Consider the following 15,415-nt stretch of genomic DNA (forward strand, 5'->3'; position numbering starts at 1 on the left):
GAATATGAACTTTTGGCTTGCGTTCCGAACAGGTTGTCCGGTATGCTGAAGCAACAAGGGGGCAGGCTTTGCGCGCGACCCGGTACGATTATACCATAGATAGAAAATATGAAACGATCCTTGACGATTTCTCTCATTGCTGCAGTGGCGGCGGCATGGTCCTTGTCATCATGCAGTAGCGGCAGCAGCGGTTCCTCTCCGTCCGATACCGTTTCCTTTGCTCCGGTTTCCCTGAGCGGCGGTTCGATGTCCTACAGTGTCGATGGGCGTTATACGATCACCTACACGTTCGCTCCGTCGGGCGATATGGTGACCCGCGAAGAGCGCGATACGTCCGGCGCGTTGACCCGTACCTATACGGGTACCTATACGTATGAGCAGACTCCTCAGGACAAGAATATTTATATTCTGCGGATCAAGGATCTCGCAGGCTATACGATCAATAGCATTACGGATGCGAAGCAGGATTACGGCGACCGTATCAATGAAACATGGTCGATCCGCTTCCCCTCCGGCAGTGAAGCAATCGGTTCCTGCGAATGGCAGCGCGATCTTTTCCGCTTTGATCTGGCTCTTCGCGACGGCGTTCCGGCCGATGAGGTGACGACGGCGAAGAATGAGGATGGGAAGCTGATTTATCTCGAACGTGAGACGACAGGCGTTTACTCGAATATCCAGCTTCGTTTTACCAATGTGACGTTGCGTGACCCGAATGCAGTCGATGCGAATTGATTGATCCGATAGTTTTTTATTTCTTTCACACTTATGAAAAAACTTTTTTTCCTTCCACTTTTGCTGGCATGTTCCGTTCCCGTTTGGCAGACTTCCTGTGGCGGCGGCAGCAGCGGCAATCACGGCAATATCGACGATTATTCCAATGTGGCTCCGCTGGCGATCGATGGCGGTACCATGTCGTATTCGGATGACCAGTCCACAGTGGTGTATACGTTTGCATCCGGTTATGTGACACAGTCGGTTTCTTCGGGCGGTACGACTTCGGTCTCACGCGGCATTTATACCTATGAAGTGTCCGAAGACAAGAAGCAGGCTTCCATCCGGATGCGGGAACTGATTGCGGTAGGCGATACGGCGCTGGATCCGACGACGACGGATATCGACTGGACGATTTCCTTCTCGACTGCAGGTCCGCGCGGTATGTTCGACTGGACGACGACGAAGTATTCGTATGTCGAATCGGGTGCCGTCGGCACGACACAGTCCGGACGTTCTCCGGTGTTGTCCGTTTCGTTCAAGAACGTGACGTACACGGATGCAAATTCCGGTTCCTCCTATAAGGATTATGCTCCTAATTTCATGCCTCTCAATACGAAGCTTGTATTGAAGGATGATCCTACTTCCACGATTGAGCTGCTGCCGGGCGATAAGGACGGCGGCATGGCGGTGTGGACGACGAAGGATGCCACATACGAGGGGCAGTGGTCCTACAAGAAGGATCCCCTTGTTCCGAACAAGGCTTCTCTTCGTTTGATCAATATGCTGGACAATCAGGTCGAATACAATTTGACGGGTACCCTTGATTATTCTTCCGCTACCGAGGTGAAATATTCCTACGACGCGGTGTATAAGGATGATCACGGACAGACGACGATCAATCATCAGGAACAATACTACACGATCGAGTCTCTTTAAGTTTCCTTAAAACTCTCTCCCGGTTTTGCGCCCGTCGGTTTTCCGACGGGCGTTTTCCTTGCTTCGGTTGCAGAAGGGATGGAGGGCGTGCTTTGATCTGTGCCGTCGGGAGTCGTTCTGCCGGCATGTGATGGCCTGTTGAGTAGATGGGATGAAGATGAGACGGCAGCGTTGTCCTGCCGCTGGCAGTCCGCTGTGGCTGGATGCGGGTAGCTATGGCGTGGGTTTCGCGTTCCTTGTGTGGGATGAGCCTGCATTGCGATTGTCGTCTCTGTTTTGCGTGGATGTATTGATGCTGCGGAGACTGTCGAAAAGAAAAAACCCCGGATCAAGAGTGATCCGGGGTTTCAGGAAGATGGTACGCGGTATAGGATTTGAACCTACGACCTCCACCATGTCAAGGTGTTGCTCTACCACTGAGCTAACCGCGCGTTGGTTGCCATGAAGGCGGGCAAATGTTACTTGTAAAGTGGCTTCAAGGCAAGTTTTTTTTTCGTTTTCAGGCTTTTTTCTGTCGGGTAGGCCTATTTACCGGCCTGATAAGTCTTTTTGGGAAAGATGAACGAGGGGGAGATGAAGGGAAATCCGGCCTGGTTTAAACCGAAGAACATGACTTCCATGCGGGTGGGCAGTTCGGTGAAGGTTTGTCGACCTGTATAGGCGAAGACGTCGCCCGGCTGGAGGAGCGGATGCTGGTTGAAGATGCCGTCCGCTTCGATGAGGCGGGTTTGCCCTGACTGGTCGCGCAGGATCCATTTACGCCCCAGAAGGCGGACGGAGCGTTCGGAAGTGTTGCTCAGGAGGATGCGGAAGGCGATCTGGTAGTTGCCGCCGGAGGTGTCGGGCAGGCGTATGCCTGCCATGGTGAGCTGGATGTCCAGATAGTCCTCGGTGGGGATCGGTTGTGATTTAATGTTGTCCATTGGCGGGGCCGATGGCTGTCTTGAGGAGCCGGGCGGTGATTTCGGTGATTTTAGCCAGCCGTTCGGGGGTCGGCTTTTGCCCTTCCTCGAGAGTCATTTCCTTGGAGAGGGCGTCGAGTAGTTCCCTCATCAGGTTGATGTCCCTTTTCTTTTTCATTTCGGGGGCTACTCCGGCAAGGATTTCGCTGAAGTAGTCGGGAGCATCGGGGTAGAAGATGGGAAGCGCCTGTTCGGGGGTGAATTTTTTGTTCAGCGCAGCAGTCGCCGCATCAAGCGCCCGTATCCATCCGCCGAGGGCGATGAGGTGGGCGAGGTCGGAGTCGCGGAGGGATTCCAGTTCTGCATCGACATCCGCCTGGGTGACGGCGAGGTTTTTCTTGAATTCTTCAAGCTGGCCTTTTTCGGCGTTGTCGAGGAGGCTGGCCGAGTGGCGGTTCATGCGTTCTCCTACCCCCATGGCTTTGCCGTATTTGGAGAGGTCGAGGGCGATGGGCTTGATGTCGTTCATTTTGCCGCACTGGACGACGATGAAGCCGTCCGCCATCAGGAAGCCCATTTCAAGGGCGAGTGTGCAGCGGTCGCTGGGAAGTTTTTCGGGCCGATCGCGCAGGGCTGCCGATTCCGGGATGGGGGGCAGGCCTTCGAGTTGTTCGAAGATTTTGCGTATGGAAGGCGAGGTGTAGGTGTTGACTCCGAGTTCGCCGAGTTCATGGGCTTCGGAGTCGCTATGTTCGACGGTTTCCTGAAACAGGAGAGGCACGGCGCCGGGTTTGCGTTGCGGCTTGGCGTTGGGATCTGTCAGGAGGGAAGGATCGAATTCGTCGGGGTCGATAATATCTCCGCCATTGTCCGCCGCCGGTTTGGCGGCAGCCGCGGTTTCAGCCTTCGGAGCGGCTTCGGCAACGGGCAGAAGAATCGCTCCGCAGCCGGCAGCAAGTATCCATGTACCAAAGGGTATTTTCATGATGTTTTTCCGGTTTCCCCAGTTTGAGGCTTGACACCTGCTGTATTCTATAATATCTTGGGCGCACGTCAAGAAAATCGTAGGTACTGACGTAGAAATAATGCCCTAACTCCGTTTCTGCCGCCTAATTGTTTTTTATTCGGTTTTTTGTTTTCTATTCAACGTTTTAACAGTTTTTATTCTTATGGAATTTTCCGTGGATTTTTTTTGGTTGCTGGCGTATTTTCTGGTGTTGATGGGGATGTCCGGCTACGGGTTGCATCGTCTGATTACGGTTTGCCTTTATGTGAAGCACCGTAAGGATATTCCTCAGCCGAAGCGTTTCTACAGGGACGACGAGCTTCCGATGGTGACGGTGCAGCTTCCGATGTTCAATGAGAAGTTCGTCGTCGAAGGGCTGCTGGAGAAGGTGGCAGCTCTGGATTATCCGAAGGATCGCATGGAGATTCAGATTCTCGACGATTCGATCGATGATACGACTGAGCTTTGTTTCCGTAAGGCGGAAGAGTTGCGCGCCCGCGGTTATGATGCGGTGTGCATTCATCGTACGGATCGTACAGGTTTCAAGGCCGGCGCGCTTGAGGCTGCGACGAAGGTGGCCAAGGGCGAGTTTCTGCTGATTTTGGATGCCGATTTCCGCCCGGAACCCGATTTGCTTCGCAAGACGATGCATTTCTTTACGGATGAGAAGATCGCACTGGTGCAGACGCGCTGGGGCCATATCAATCGCGAGACGAATATTCTGACCCGCGTGCAGGGGATGTTCCTCGACGGGCATTTCGTGATGGAGCAGACGGTGCGCAACCGTTCGGGTCGCTATTTCACTTTCAACGGTACGGCCGGCGTGTGGCGCAAGTGCGCTATTGCCGACGGAGGTGGTTGGGAACATGATACGCTGACGGAAGATATGGATTTGTCCTATCGCGTGCAGCTCAAGGGATGGCAGTTCGTTTTCCTGAAGGATTATGTGACTCCCGCCGAGCTTCCGACGGATATGGACGGGTTCAAGGCCCAGCAGCACCGCTGGACGAAGGGTTCCATCCAAGTGTGCCAGAAGATGCTTTTCGATATCTGGCGCTCCAAGGAGGCTCCGCTTAAGGCCAAGCTGGAAGCTACGACGCATTTGACATCGAACTACGCCTACCTGCTGCTCGTGCTGCTTTGCTTCCTCGTGGCTCCGTTGGCGATGGGGACGATCCGCCCCGGCGATTCTTGGCAGATGATTCTGGTGCAGGTGACGCTGTTTTTCTTCGCTTCGGTGTGCGTGTGCCTGTTCTATGTGAGTGCGCAGTATGCCATTCGCCGCGAATCATGGTGGAAAGAGCTTCCCTACCTTCCGGTGCTGCTTGCTTTGGCTGTCGGTATGGCCGTCAGCAATTCCAAGGCTGTGCTCGAAGCGATTTTCGGACACCAGTCCGAGTTCGTCCGTACGCCCAAGTTCGGCTTTACGGAGGCGGATAAGGGCAAGGTGGTCGTCAAGAAGCGTTCGGGCTACAAGGCGATCAAGTCCATCGTCGTGCCGGTGCTGGAGCTTTGTTTCGGGTTCTTCTTCCTGTATATTATCGTGGGGCAGGCCGTGCGTCTGGATTTCCTGTCTGCGGTTCTGATGTCTCCCTTCCTCGGTTTCTTCTATACGGGCGGCTGTTCCTTGTGGCGCCTCCTCCAGTCGGCCCGCCAGAAGGCTCTTGAAAGCAAGCTGGCCAATCAGGAAATTTGATTTCGTTTTCGTTTATGGCTCTCTCCGTTTTCTCTTTTCTGCGCGCAGGAGGAATGTGTGGGTTGAGGAGTTGGCGGCATCTGGCATCGGGTGCCGCTTTGGCTGTTGCGGGGTTGTTGTCCAGTTGTACGATGCAAAAGGATCCGTCGCCGACGAAGGTGGTCAAGGACGGTATTGTGGTGAGCGTGAGGGATCAGAAGCTTGCGCTGCTGCGGAATGGTAAGGCCGTCCGTTCGTATGATATCAGTACGTCGAAGTACGGTGTCGGCTCTCGCTCGGGCAGCTACAAGACGCCTCGCGGGGTGCATTCCGTCGTCAGCAAGGTAGGTTCGGGGCAGCCGAAGGGGATGGTGTTCGAAAGCTGCCGCCCGACGGGCAAGGTGATCCGGCCGAATACTCCTGGGCACGATCAGATCGTTTCCCGCGTGATGCAGTTGAACGGGCTTGAATCCGGCAACAAAAACAGTTTTTCCCGGAGGATTTATATCCACGGTACGGCGGAGGAATCGAAGATCGGCACGCCTGCTTCCTACGGGTGTATCCGCATGCGCAGCGACGATGTGGTGGAGTTGTATGATCTCGTGGCTCGCGGGGATATGGTGGCGATTGAGGATTGTTCTTTGGCGACGTATTTGAAGGCGGAGAAGGACGCCCGTACGCCGATCGTGCTTGCCGATGGGTCCGTGGCCATGCCGGCAAGTGCGGATATGGCGGTGCAGGAGGCTCCTATGCTGGCTTCCGCTACGGCCGATACCGATGAGGAGGATCTGATACGGAAGGCGGTTGCGGGAGATATGGCGGTTGCCGAACTGCCATCCAAAACGAAGTCGGGCGGCAAAACAGGGGGCGTGTCTTCATCTGCGCGCGGCAAGAAAGGGGCTTCTTCGCGGCAGCTGGCATCTTCCCGCTCATCGTCCAAGAGCCGTACGCAAGCAGCAAGCAGCCGCAAGAGTTCGTCCAAGGCCAAGGCTTTGGTGAGAAATTCTTCGCGCAAGAGTTCTTCGGCAAAGCCGAAGCTGGTTTCCCGCAAGTCTTCTCTGGCGGCTTCCCGCTCGTCGAAGTCGAGGTCGCGCGGGTAAGTCTTGTTTGTTTCAGAGGGGTGTTTCCAGGTCGTCTGGCCGATAGGCGACTTGTTGCAGGTAGAGGCCGTCCGGCGGAGCGCAGTATCTGCTTTTTCTGTGGCCGGGGGATTCAAGGAGCTGCCGAAGGTCGTCGAGTGTTTCTTTGCCGCGAGCGATTTGGTAGGCTCCGCCGACGAGAAGTCTGACCATGCGATAGAGGAAACCCGTGCCTCGGAAGGTGATGGTGATGAGGCCGCCAGATGTTTGTTCCATGGTGGCCTGATGTATAGTGCGGGTGTAGAAGTTGTCCGGCAGGGGATGGGGTTCGTTGCCGCGCCGGGCGGCAAAGGCCCGGTAGTCGTGTGTGCCTTCGTAGAGTTTCAATGCCTGTGCGAGCAGGTTTTCATCCAGCGGCAGGGGGAGGTGCCACGCCAGCCCGGCCATGAAGGGGGAGAGTACAGAGGTGCGGCATATTTTGTAGATGTACGTTTTGCCCTGTGCATCGTACCGGGCATGGAGGGTTTCCGGGACGCTGCGGGTGTGCAGGATGCGGATCGTGGCAGGCAGATGGGCGTTCAATGCCACACTCCATCGTTCCGGAGGGATGCGGGATGTGCCGGGCATCTGGAGATGGAAGGTTTGCCCTTCGGCATGGACGCCGGCGTCCGTGCGGCCCGATGCATGGATGCGGACGGATGTTTTCAGGACGGTCGCAATGGCCTGTTCCAGTGTGTCCTGGATGGTGTTGCCACCGGGCTGGCTTTGCCAGCCTGCATAGAGTCGGCCGTCGTAGGCTACGGTGCAGAGGTATCTTGGCATGGTTGCTTGCGCATGAAAAAGCCGCGGGCACTGGCGTGCTGCGCGGCTTGAAAGTTGCTTGTGGCGCGATTGGGGATCAGGCGTCGAAGGAAGGTTCTTCGGAGTCCTTATCGGCATCTGCGGCTGGCGTTTCGTCGGCCGGGGTGTCCGCTGCTTCCTTGTCTGCCGTTTCAGCCGGTTTGTCAGCTGTGGAGGGAGCTGCTGGAGCGGGAGCGCCCAAGGTGGAGGGGCCGCCTGCCGGTTCGCCTTCCTTGTCGTCGTTTTCGTCGCTGCGGGTGAGGATGTCAAGAGCGAGGATGCCAAGGGCTTCCGTCATCCGGGGAGAGCGATAGTAGGATCCCATGAAGGCGGGCGTTTTGTCGTCGCGGGTGTCGTCGGCGTCGTTTTGAAGGTATTTGAGGCCCGCTTCACGGATTTCTTCGCGGCTGGCATTGAAGTTGTTGTTTTCTTCACCGTAACCGAGAGCGATGATGAGTTCTTCGTCATTGACGGTGTTGCGGTCCGTGACGAGGGTGGGGATGCCGGAGCGGACGCGGCCTACTTCCTTGACGAGGCGTTTGGTGGCATCGACATAAGCGTCCGTTTCGCCGCCCTTGTTGTCGGAGTCGTAGGAGCGGGCGAGAGCCGTTTTGTTCAGCGCGGCGTATGTGGTTTTGGCACGGTTGATTTTCGTGGCAAGTTCGCGGGCTTTGGGTGCTGCTGCTTCGGCGCTCTTGTAGTCGGTGACTTTGTCAAGGACGTCCGAGAGTTGGTTCAGCAGGTCGGTGGCGGATTGTTCTTCGTTGGTTGTGACGCGCATGCCTGCTTCTTCTTCGGGAGTGCAGGAATTGAGCGTGACGAGAGACGCCATGGCGATTGCCGGAAAGAGAAGGAGATGTTTCATGTGCGATGCAGTGTCAAATACGGGTAAAAATTTAGCAATTACAGACGGATGTGTCAAGGCAAAGTATTGCTTTTGATCAAATCAGTGTGAAAAAGGAGTCGGTTCGTTCTTTTTTGGCGGATCAGAGGTCGGGGGGGAGTGTCCATGAGGCGGGGCCTTCGAGGGTTTCCATCCAGTTGTTGAGGATTTCGACGGCGGCAGCCTGGTCGATGACGGGGCGCTGGTTTTTCGCTTTTTTGCCGGCCTGCCGGAGTTTTTCCTGTGCGGTGGCGGTGGTCAGGAATTCATCGACGTAGAGGAGGGGGATTTCGGGGAATGCTGTGTGCAGACGGTCGCCGAATAGGCGTACTTTGGCGGCAGCCGTGCCTTCGGTGCCGTCGAGGCGGACGGGGAGGCCGAGAACGAGGGTGCGGATGCTTTTTTGCCGGACAAGTGCGCCGATGCGGGCCAGAGGTTCCGTGGCGGCGAGATGGATGCTTTCGACGGGGTGTGCGAGGATGCCGGACGGGTCGGTGGCGGCGATGCCGATGCGGGCTTCGCCGTAGTCGATTCCCAGTGCCGGGTGGTGTTCGCTCACGGTTGGGGTCAGACGAGGTTTTCGGGGAGCTGGGAGACGATGTGCTTGATGGCGTCCGCATCGGATTGGCGGGCGACGAGCAGGGAGTCTCCCGTGTCGACGACGATGAGGTTTTCGACGCCGAGGAGGGCGATGTGTTTGCCCTGTGCCGAGTAGGCGATGTTGCCGCGGGCATCGCGGGCGCTGACGGGGGTGTTGGAGACGTTGCCGTTGTCGTGCTGCTGGAGGTATTTGGCGACGGAGAGCCATGAGCCTACGTCGTCCCAGTCGAAGGTGGCTTCGAAGTTGAGGACGCGGGCGGCTTTTTCCATGAGGGCGAAGTCGATGGAGATGGGGGTGAGTGCGGGGAATTCGTCGCGGATGAAGTCGGAGATGTTTTCGGTTTGCGCGAGGCGGTCGATGAATCCGGCGAGTTCGGGAGTGTGCTGCTGCAGTTCGGTGCGGACGTGGGGGATGTTCCAAATGAACATGCCGGCGTTCCACGAGTAGTTGCCTTTGGCGAGGTATTCGGTGGCGGTGGCTGTGTCCGGTTTTTCGCGGAAGCTTTGCACTTCGTAGCAGGAGTGGCGGAGTTGCGGGTCGGCGATGGCGGTTCCTCGTTCGATGTAGCCGTAGGAGGGGCAGGGCCAGGTGGGTTTGATGCCGATGGTGATGAGGGCTTTTTCCCTTCCGGCGAGCGAGAGGGCGTCCGCTGCGAGTTCGCGGAAGGCTTCGTCGTTGAGGATGAGCTGGTCGGAGGGGATGACGAGCATGTTCGCCTCCGGGCAGCGTGCGGCGATGAGGCCGATGCCGAGGGCGATGGCGGGAGCGGTGTCGCGCCGGGCGGGTTCGGCGATGATGTTTTCCTGCGGAAGTTCGGGAGCCTGCCTGCGGACTTCTTCTTCCTGCATGCCGTTGGTGAGGATGAGGATGCGTTCGGCGGGGATGAGGCCCTGAAGGCGGTCGAGGGCTTTGCGGAGGAGTGTGCCGTCCCCGAAGAGGTCGAGGAGCTGTTTGGGGCGTGTGTTGCGGGAGAGGGGCCAGAAGCGTGTGCCGCTTCCTCCTGCGAGGATGAGTGCGTATGAGTTGTTTTGCATGGCAGGTTGTCGTGGATTATCGTTTGCCGAAGCGGCGGTGGCGGGCGGCATAGTCCCGCAGGGCTGTTTCGAAGTCTTCGCGGTCGAAGTCCGGCCAGAGCCGGTCGGTGACGTGGAGTTCGGCGTAGCTGATTTGCCAGAGGAGGAAGTTGGAGATGCGCATTTCGCCCGAGGTGCGGATGAGGAGATCCGGGTCGGGGATGCCGGCGGTGTCGAGGTGATCGGCGACGGTTTGTTCGGTGATGTCCTGTGGGGCGAGTGTACCGGAGGAGATTTTTTCGGCGATGTCGCGGATGGCATGAGTGATTTCCTGCCGGGAGCCGTAGGAGAGGGCGAGGGTGAGGTGCAGGGCGGTGTTGTGCCGGGTGGCGTCCATCGCGTTTTGCAGGATGGCGCGGCTTTTGGCTGGGAGGCGTTCGAGGTCTCCGATGCAGTGGAGGCGGACGTTTTTCTTCATCATTTCCGGTGTGCGCTGTTTGATGAAGCGGTTCAGCAGCAGCATGAGGGAGGAGACTTCGATGAGGGAGCGGTTCCAGTTTTCGGTGGAGAAGGCGTAGAGTGTGAGCCAGGGGATGCCGTATTCCAGGCAGAAGTCGACGCTTTTCTGTACGGATTGTGCTCCTTCGGTGTGTCCCCTGCGGCGGGAGTGCCCGTGCCGCTTGGCCCAGCGGCCATTGCCATCCATGATGATGGCGATGTGGTGCGGGAGTTTTTCCTGCGGGATGTCAAGCATGGTGTGGTATAGAGAGAGGGTGAGGCGGCTCAGGCCGGGTCGAGTTCGATCCGCAGGTTGTCGATGATGTACTGTTTGCGGATTTCGGTGTTGTCGCCCATATAGAAGGCGATGATTTCCTTCAGGTTGTGCGCGTTTTCGAGGGTGACGCGTTCCAGTCGGATGTCGGGACCGATGAAGTGTTTGAATTCGGAGGGCGAGATTTCCCCGAGGCCCTTGAACCGGGTGATTTCCGGATTTTTGCCGAGTTTGGAGATGGCTTTTTCGCGTTCGGTGTCGGAGTAGCAGTAGATGGTCTGCTGTTTGTTGCGTACGCGGAAGAGGGGGGTCTGGAGGATGTAGAGGTGGCCTTCGCGAATGAGTTCGGGGAAGTACTGGATGAAGAAGGTGAGGAGGAGGATGCGGATGTGCATGCCGTCCACGTCGGCATCGGTGGCGATGACGATGTGGTTGTAGCGGAGGTCTTCCAGTCCTTTGTCGATGTTGAGCGCGAGGTGGAGGAGGTCGAGTTCTTCGTTTTTCTTTTCTTCGAAGAGGGCGGTGCGGGAGACTCCGAAGGAGTTGGCGGGTTTGCCCTTGAGGGAGAAGACGGCCTGAGTTTCGGCGTCGCGGGCGGTGGTGATGGAGCCGGAGGCGGAGTCGCCTTCAGTGATGAAGATCATGGTTTCCGCCGCGCGTTTGTGTTTGGTGTCGTAATGGACGCGGCAGTCGCGGAGTTTTTTGTTGTGGACTTTGGCCTTTTTGGCACGTTCGCGGGAGTTTTTCTGGATGCCGGCGATTTCCTTGCGCGCTTTTTCGGCTTCCTTGATTTTGTCTTCGATGGCTTTGGCTGCGTCCGGGTGGCGGTGCAGGTAGTTGTCGAGTTCTTTGGCAAGGAAGTTGCCGATGAAGGTGCGGATGGTTTCGCTGCCGGGGGCGATGGTGTTGGATCCGAGTTTCGTTTTCGTTTGCGATTCGAAGATGGGATCGACTACTTTGATGGAGATGGCGGCGACGATGGAGGAGCGAATGTCCGAGGCGTCGTAGGGTTTTTTGTAGAAGTCGCGGAGGGTTTTGGCGATGGCTTCGCGGAAGGCGGATTGGTGGGTGCCGCCCTGGGTGGTGTGCTGGCCGTTGACGAAGGAGTAGTATTCTTCCCCGTACTGGGTGCCATGGGTGATGGCGATTTCTATGTCCTGCCCGGTGATGTGGATGGGTTCGTAGAGGGCTTCGTCGCCCATTTCTTCGCGCAGGAGGTCGAGGAGGCCGTTTTTGGAGATGAAGCGCTGGCCGTTGAAGTTGATGGCAAGCCCGGTGTTGAGGTAGCAGTAGTACCTGCACATGCGGGCGATGTAGTCTTTCCGGAAGGTGGCATTTTCCGGGAAGATGGTGGTGTCGATGCGGAAGGCGACGCGCGTGCCGTTGGGTTCTTCGGTGGTTTCGGTGAGGTCGCTGCCGGGGATTTCGATGCCTTCGGAGAATTGGATGCGGCGGGTGGAGCCGTCGCGGTAGGCCTGGATTTCGAAGTGGGAGGAGAGGGCGTTGACTGCTTTGATGCCGACGCCGTTGAGACCTACGGATTTGGTGAAGGCTTCGCCTTCGTATTTGCCCCCGGTGTTTATTTTGGCGGCGCAGTCATAGAGGGAGCCAAGGGGGATGCCGCGGCCGAAGTCGCGCACTTCGCAGTGGCCGTCGGGCTGGAGCGTGATGAGGATGCGCTGGCCGTATCCCATGACGTATTCGTCGATGGCGTTGTCGATGACTTCTTTGAGCAGGACGTACATGCCGTCGTCGGGCATGCTTCCGTCACCCAATTTTCCGATGTACATGCCCTGGCGCAGGCGGATGTGTTCGCGCCAGTCCAGTGTCTGAATGTCTTTTTCAGAGTATCCGACTTCCATGGGGTTCGAAATTATACAGATGTCCGAATGGTTTGGCGAGTCTAAAAACAAGGAGGCTCTCCTGCAAGGTGCTGCGGGAGAGCCTCGGGGGAGGGTGGCGGTTCAGGCCGGGGTGCTCCCGGTGTACCATGCGTACATGGTGCGGATGCCTTCGTCGATTTCGACGGTGTGGCGCCATCCAAGGCCGTGCAGTTTGGAGACGTCGGTGAGTTTGCGCATGGTGCCGTCGGGCTTGGAGTCGTCGAATGCGATTTCGCCGCGGTAACCGATGATGCGGGCGATCAGTTCCGCAAGGTTTCCGATGGAGATTTCCTTGCCCGTGCCGATGTTGATGTGGCAGTTGCGCGTTTCCAGGCAGCTGCCTTTGAGGTCGGCGAAGTCGATCTGTTCCATGACGTAGGTGCAGGCATCGGCCATGTCTTCGCTCCACAGGAATTCGCGCAGGGGTTTGCCTGTGCCCCAGAGTTCGACTTTTCCGGGGAAGATGCCGTAGCGTTCGAGGAGGGAGAGTATGGTGTCGTCGTCGGCCGTGCCGCCGATGTTTTCGACGGGGCGGGCCGAGAGGTCGCTCCGGACGGTTTCCCAGTCGTTTTCATGCAGGGCTTTCGCCAGATGGATTTTGCGGATCATGGCCGGCAGTACGTGGCTGCGCTCGAGGTCGAAGTTGTCGTTCGGTCCGTAGAGGTTGGTGGGCATGACGGCAATGTAGTTGGTGCCGTACTGGAGGTTGAAGCTTTCGCATATTTTGAGCCCTGCGATTTTGGCGATGGCGTAGGGTTCGTTGGTGTATTCCAGCGGTGCGGTGAGGAGGGCGTCTTCACGCATGGGCTGCGGGACGTCTTTCGGGTAGATGCAGGTGCTGCCGAGGAAGAGGAGCTTTTCGATTCCGTGGCGGTAGCTTTCTCCGATGACGTTTTGCTGGATTTGGAGGTTGCGGTAGATGAAGTCGGCGCGGTAGGTGTTGTTGGCCATGATGCCACCGACATGCGCCGCTGCGAGGAAGACGTATTCGGGGCGTTCGCGGTCGAAGAAGTCGCGGACGGCGGCAGGGTCCATCAGGTCTAGTTCGGCATGGGTGCGGCCGATCAGGTGGCCGTACCCTTTGCGTTCGAGGCTGTTCCAGATGGCGGATCCTACGAGGCCGCGGTGTCCGGCGATGTAGATTCTGCTTTGTTTGTCCATGGTTTATCGGTTTTTTGCGACAAGTTCCATGTCGTGTTTCATCATGATGCGGACGAGTTCTTCGAAGGATGTTTTGCGTGGGTTCCAGCCCAGAAGGGTTTTGGCCTTGGTGGGGTCGCCGAGGAGTTGTTCGACTTCCGCAGGGCGGAAGTATTTCGGGTCTACTTCGACGAGGGGGCGTCCCGTGGCTGCATCAATGCCTTTTTCATTGATGCCGGTGCCTTCCCAGCGGAGTGTGATGCCTGCTTCGGCAAAGGCGAGGGTGCAGAATTCGCGGACGGTGTGCATTTCCCCGGTGGCGATGACGAAGTCTTCGGGCGTGTGGTGCTGGAGGATCATCCACATGCATTCGACGTAGTCTTTGGCATAGCCCCAGTCGCGCAGGGAGTCGAGGTTGCCCATGTAGAGTTTGTCCTGCAGGCCCTGGGCGATGCGGCTGGCGGCGAGGGTGATTTTGCGCGTGACGAAGGTTTCGCCTCGGCGTTCGCTTTCGTGGTTGAAGAGGATGCCGTTGACGGCGAAGAGTCCGTAGGATTCGCGGTAGTTTTTCGTGATCCAGAAGCCGTATTGTTTGGCGACGCCGTAGGGCGAGCGCGGGTAGAAGGGGGTTGTTTCCTTTTGGGGGACTTCCTGGACGAGGCCGAAGAGTTCGGAGGTGGAGGCCTGGTAGATTTTCGTTTTTTCCGTCATTCCGAGGATGCGGATGGCTTCAAGCATGCGGAGGGTGCCGATGGCATCCGCTTCGGCGGTGTATTCGGGTACGTCGAAGCTGACTTTGACGTGGCTTTGGGCGGCAAGGTTGTAGATTTCGTCCGGTTGTACGGCCTGAATGATGCGGATGAGGGAGCTGGAGTCGGTCATGTCTCCGTAGTGGAGGTTGATGGCGCGCTGCTGTTTCATGTCCCTCACCCATTCGTTCAGGTACATGTGTTCGATGCGGCCCGTGTTGAAGGAGGAGGAGCGGCGGAGGATGCCATGGACTTCATAGCCCTTTTCGATGAGGAATTCTGCGAGGTAGGAGCCGTCCTGTCCCGTGATGCCGGATATGAGCGCTTTTTTCTGCATGGATTTATTGGAGTGGTGTGGTTTTCGTATCGGAATCCGATCGACGTTGATTTAGGAGACAATGTTAGGCGCTTGAAGTCAATGGAAAAGAGTGTATGCTGCTCTGTGCGGCAGGTGTGTTCTGCGATGATGTGGTTGACTTTTGCATATGCGTGCTTTAGCATTTTAACGAGTCCGCGCCGTGTCGCTTGATCGGTGGCGGATCGTTTGCCAATCAAAGGTTGAGGGAGTTTTTATGGATGCATTTCTGAAAGAATGTACGTATGTCGATTTTCATTCCGATTCCGTTCGTCGGAAGGCCGATGAGTTGTTTCCGTCATGCATGGACGATGTGGACAAGGCGAGGGTAGCCTTCGAGTTCGTCAGAGACGGGATTCCCCATTCTTTCGATATCCGGGCGGAGCGGGTGACGGCGCGCGCTTCGGATGTGCTGAGGTATGGTACGGGTATTTGCCATGCCAAGGCGAATCTTCTGGCGGCTTTGCTGCGTTCGCAAGGTATTCCTGCGGGTTTTTGTTTCCAGCATATTACTCTTGCCGATGATGATCGAAGAGGGTATTGCCTGCATGGCTATAATGCCGTTTTTCTGCAAGGACGCTGGATCAGGGTCGATGCAAGGGGGAATCGGACGGGGATCAATGCGCGGTTTTCGCTGGGCGAGCCCGTGCTGGCTTTTGAGAATAGGCCTCAGTACGATGAATATGCGTTTCCGGGGATTTTTGCCGTGCCGGATACGGTGACGATGGAGATGCTCGATAGGGCCGGGAGTTTGCTGGATGTCGTGTTCGGGCTTCCGGACAAGTTGTCCGTGCAGCCTGCGGTGACGGAGTGAAGTCGGCCCGTTTCCATCATGAGCATGACATCACTGTGTCTGGCGTGCGAGGT

General features: G+C 57.2%; 15 protein-coding genes and 1 tRNA gene. 5 read left to right on the forward strand and 11 right to left on the reverse strand.

All coding sequences use genetic code 11. The annotated features are described in order from the left end of the window. Positions 1-108 precede the first annotated feature (108 nt). On the forward strand, positions 109-732 hold the full coding sequence (locus tag AC781_RS03535; protein WP_071133281.1) for a hypothetical protein: 624 nt from the start codon (positions 109-111) through the stop codon (positions 730-732). 33 nt (positions 733-765) lie between these two features. Then, positions 766-1,650: a hypothetical protein gene (locus AC781_RS03540; protein WP_067773603.1), complete on the forward strand. Its 885-nt coding sequence runs from the start codon at positions 766-768 to the stop codon at positions 1,648-1,650. A gap of 356 nt (positions 1,651-2,006) precedes the next feature. Here AC781_RS03540 and AC781_RS03545 read toward each other — a convergent pair. From AC781_RS03545 to AC781_RS03555, 3 genes are all read right to left on the reverse strand, one after another. Beyond that, positions 2,007-2,081 (reverse strand) — tRNA-Val (locus tag AC781_RS03545). A gap of 93 nt (positions 2,082-2,174) precedes the next feature. Continuing rightward, a complete protein-coding gene (locus AC781_RS03550) occupies positions 2,175-2,573 on the reverse strand; it encodes an ApaG domain-containing protein (protein ID WP_067773606.1) in 399 nt (132 codons plus the stop codon). Then, positions 2,560-3,537: a hypothetical protein gene (locus AC781_RS03555; protein WP_067773609.1), complete on the reverse strand. Its 978-nt coding sequence runs from the start codon at positions 3,535-3,537 to the stop codon at positions 2,560-2,562. Before AC781_RS03555 ends, AC781_RS03550 begins: the two co-directional genes overlap by 14 nt. A 196-nt stretch (positions 3,538-3,733) precedes the next feature. Here AC781_RS03555 and AC781_RS03560 point away from each other — a divergent pair, with 196 nt between their 5' ends. Together AC781_RS03560 and AC781_RS03565 are read left to right on the forward strand one after the other, a co-directional pair. Continuing rightward, a complete protein-coding gene (locus AC781_RS03560; protein WP_246777958.1) occupies positions 3,734-5,254 on the forward strand; it encodes a glycosyltransferase family 2 protein in 1,521 nt (506 codons plus the stop codon). A gap of 14 nt (positions 5,255-5,268) precedes the next feature. Further along, entirely contained in the window at positions 5,269-6,333 is a 1,065-nt protein-coding gene (locus tag AC781_RS03565) for a L,D-transpeptidase (RefSeq protein WP_083076506.1), read from the forward strand. 12 nt (positions 6,334-6,345) lie between these two features. On the opposite strand, the gene truA is transcribed toward AC781_RS03565, so the two are convergent. The 8 genes from truA to gmd form a co-directional block, all read right to left on the reverse strand. Further along, a complete protein-coding gene (truA, locus tag AC781_RS03570; protein WP_067773618.1) occupies positions 6,346-7,134 on the reverse strand; it encodes a tRNA pseudouridine(38-40) synthase TruA in 789 nt (262 codons plus the stop codon). Between the two features lie 76 nt (positions 7,135-7,210). Next, positions 7,211-8,017 (reverse strand): hypothetical protein, encoded by an 807-nt coding sequence (locus AC781_RS03575; protein WP_067773621.1) that lies wholly within the window; start codon positions 8,015-8,017, stop codon positions 7,211-7,213. 121 nt (positions 8,018-8,138) lie between these two features. Further along, positions 8,139-8,594: a Holliday junction resolvase RuvX gene (gene ruvX / locus AC781_RS03580; RefSeq protein WP_083076508.1), complete on the reverse strand. Its 456-nt coding sequence runs from the start codon at positions 8,592-8,594 to the stop codon at positions 8,139-8,141. Between the two features lie 8 nt (positions 8,595-8,602). Beyond that, positions 8,603-9,670 (reverse strand): mannose-1-phosphate guanylyltransferase, encoded by a 1,068-nt coding sequence (locus AC781_RS03585; protein ID WP_067773624.1) that lies wholly within the window; start codon positions 9,668-9,670, stop codon positions 8,603-8,605. Positions 9,671-9,686: 16 nt separating this feature from the next. Next, entirely contained in the window at positions 9,687-10,403 is a 717-nt protein-coding gene (gene uppS, locus AC781_RS03590) for an undecaprenyl pyrophosphate synthase (RefSeq protein ID WP_067773627.1), read from the reverse strand. Between the two features lie 29 nt (positions 10,404-10,432). Further along, positions 10,433-12,283, reverse strand: coding sequence for a DNA topoisomerase IV subunit B (locus AC781_RS03595; protein WP_067773630.1), 1,851 nt, complete (start codon positions 12,281-12,283; stop codon positions 10,433-10,435). A 102-nt stretch (positions 12,284-12,385) separates the two neighbouring features. Then, positions 12,386-13,465 carry a GDP-L-fucose synthase family protein gene (locus AC781_RS03600; protein WP_067773632.1) on the reverse strand — a complete coding sequence of 360 codons (1,080 nt, stop codon included), beginning with the start codon at positions 13,463-13,465 and terminating at the stop codon, positions 12,386-12,388. Between the two features lie 3 nt (positions 13,466-13,468). Further along, entirely contained in the window at positions 13,469-14,530 is a 1,062-nt protein-coding gene (gmd, locus tag AC781_RS03605) for a GDP-mannose 4,6-dehydratase (RefSeq protein WP_067773635.1), read from the reverse strand. Between the two features lie 235 nt (positions 14,531-14,765). On the opposite strand from gmd, the gene AC781_RS03610 reads away from it, so the two are divergent. Next, positions 14,766-15,362, forward strand: coding sequence for a transglutaminase-like domain-containing protein (locus tag AC781_RS03610; protein ID WP_067773638.1), 597 nt, complete (start codon positions 14,766-14,768; stop codon positions 15,360-15,362). Positions 15,363-15,415 lie beyond the last annotated feature (53 nt).

Origin of the sequence: Neoakkermansia glycaniphila (assembly GCF_001683795.1) — a bacterium.
Taxonomy (GTDB): Bacteria; Verrucomicrobiota; Verrucomicrobiia; order Verrucomicrobiales; family Akkermansiaceae; genus Akkermansia; species Akkermansia glycaniphila.

Bases quoted from the DNA above. Each gene is read 5' to 3' on its own strand.
- AC781_RS03535 (WP_071133281.1), top strand. From the start codon at position 109: ATGAAACGATCCTTGACGATTTCTCTCATTGCTGCAGTGGCGGCGGCA.
- AC781_RS03540 (WP_067773603.1), top strand. From the start codon at position 766: ATGAAAAAACTTTTTTTCCTTCCACTTTTGCTGGCATGTTCCGTTCCC.
- AC781_RS03550 (WP_067773606.1), bottom strand. From the start codon at position 2,573: ATGGACAACATTAAATCACAACCGATCCCCACCGAGGACTATCTGGAC.
- AC781_RS03555 (WP_067773609.1), bottom strand. From the start codon at position 3,537: ATGAAAATACCCTTTGGTACATGGATACTTGCTGCCGGCTGCGGAGCG.
- AC781_RS03565 (WP_083076506.1), top strand. From the start codon at position 5,269: ATGGCTCTCTCCGTTTTCTCTTTTCTGCGCGCAGGAGGAATGTGTGGG.
- truA (WP_067773618.1), bottom strand. From the start codon at position 7,134: ATGCCAAGATACCTCTGCACCGTAGCCTACGACGGCCGACTCTATGCA.
- AC781_RS03575 (WP_067773621.1), bottom strand. From the start codon at position 8,017: ATGAAACATCTCCTTCTCTTTCCGGCAATCGCCATGGCGTCTCTCGTC.
- AC781_RS03585 (WP_067773624.1), bottom strand. From the start codon at position 9,670: ATGCAAAACAACTCATACGCACTCATCCTCGCAGGAGGAAGCGGCACA.
- uppS (WP_067773627.1), bottom strand. From the start codon at position 10,403: ATGCTTGACATCCCGCAGGAAAAACTCCCGCACCACATCGCCATCATC.
- AC781_RS03595 (WP_067773630.1), bottom strand. From the start codon at position 12,283: ATGGAAGTCGGATACTCTGAAAAAGACATTCAGACACTGGACTGGCGC.
- AC781_RS03600 (WP_067773632.1), bottom strand. From the start codon at position 13,465: ATGGACAAACAAAGCAGAATCTACATCGCCGGACACCGCGGCCTCGTA.
- gmd (WP_067773635.1), bottom strand. From the start codon at position 14,530: ATGCAGAAAAAAGCGCTCATATCCGGCATCACGGGACAGGACGGCTCC.
- AC781_RS03610 (WP_067773638.1), top strand. From the start codon at position 14,766: ATGGATGCATTTCTGAAAGAATGTACGTATGTCGATTTTCATTCCGAT.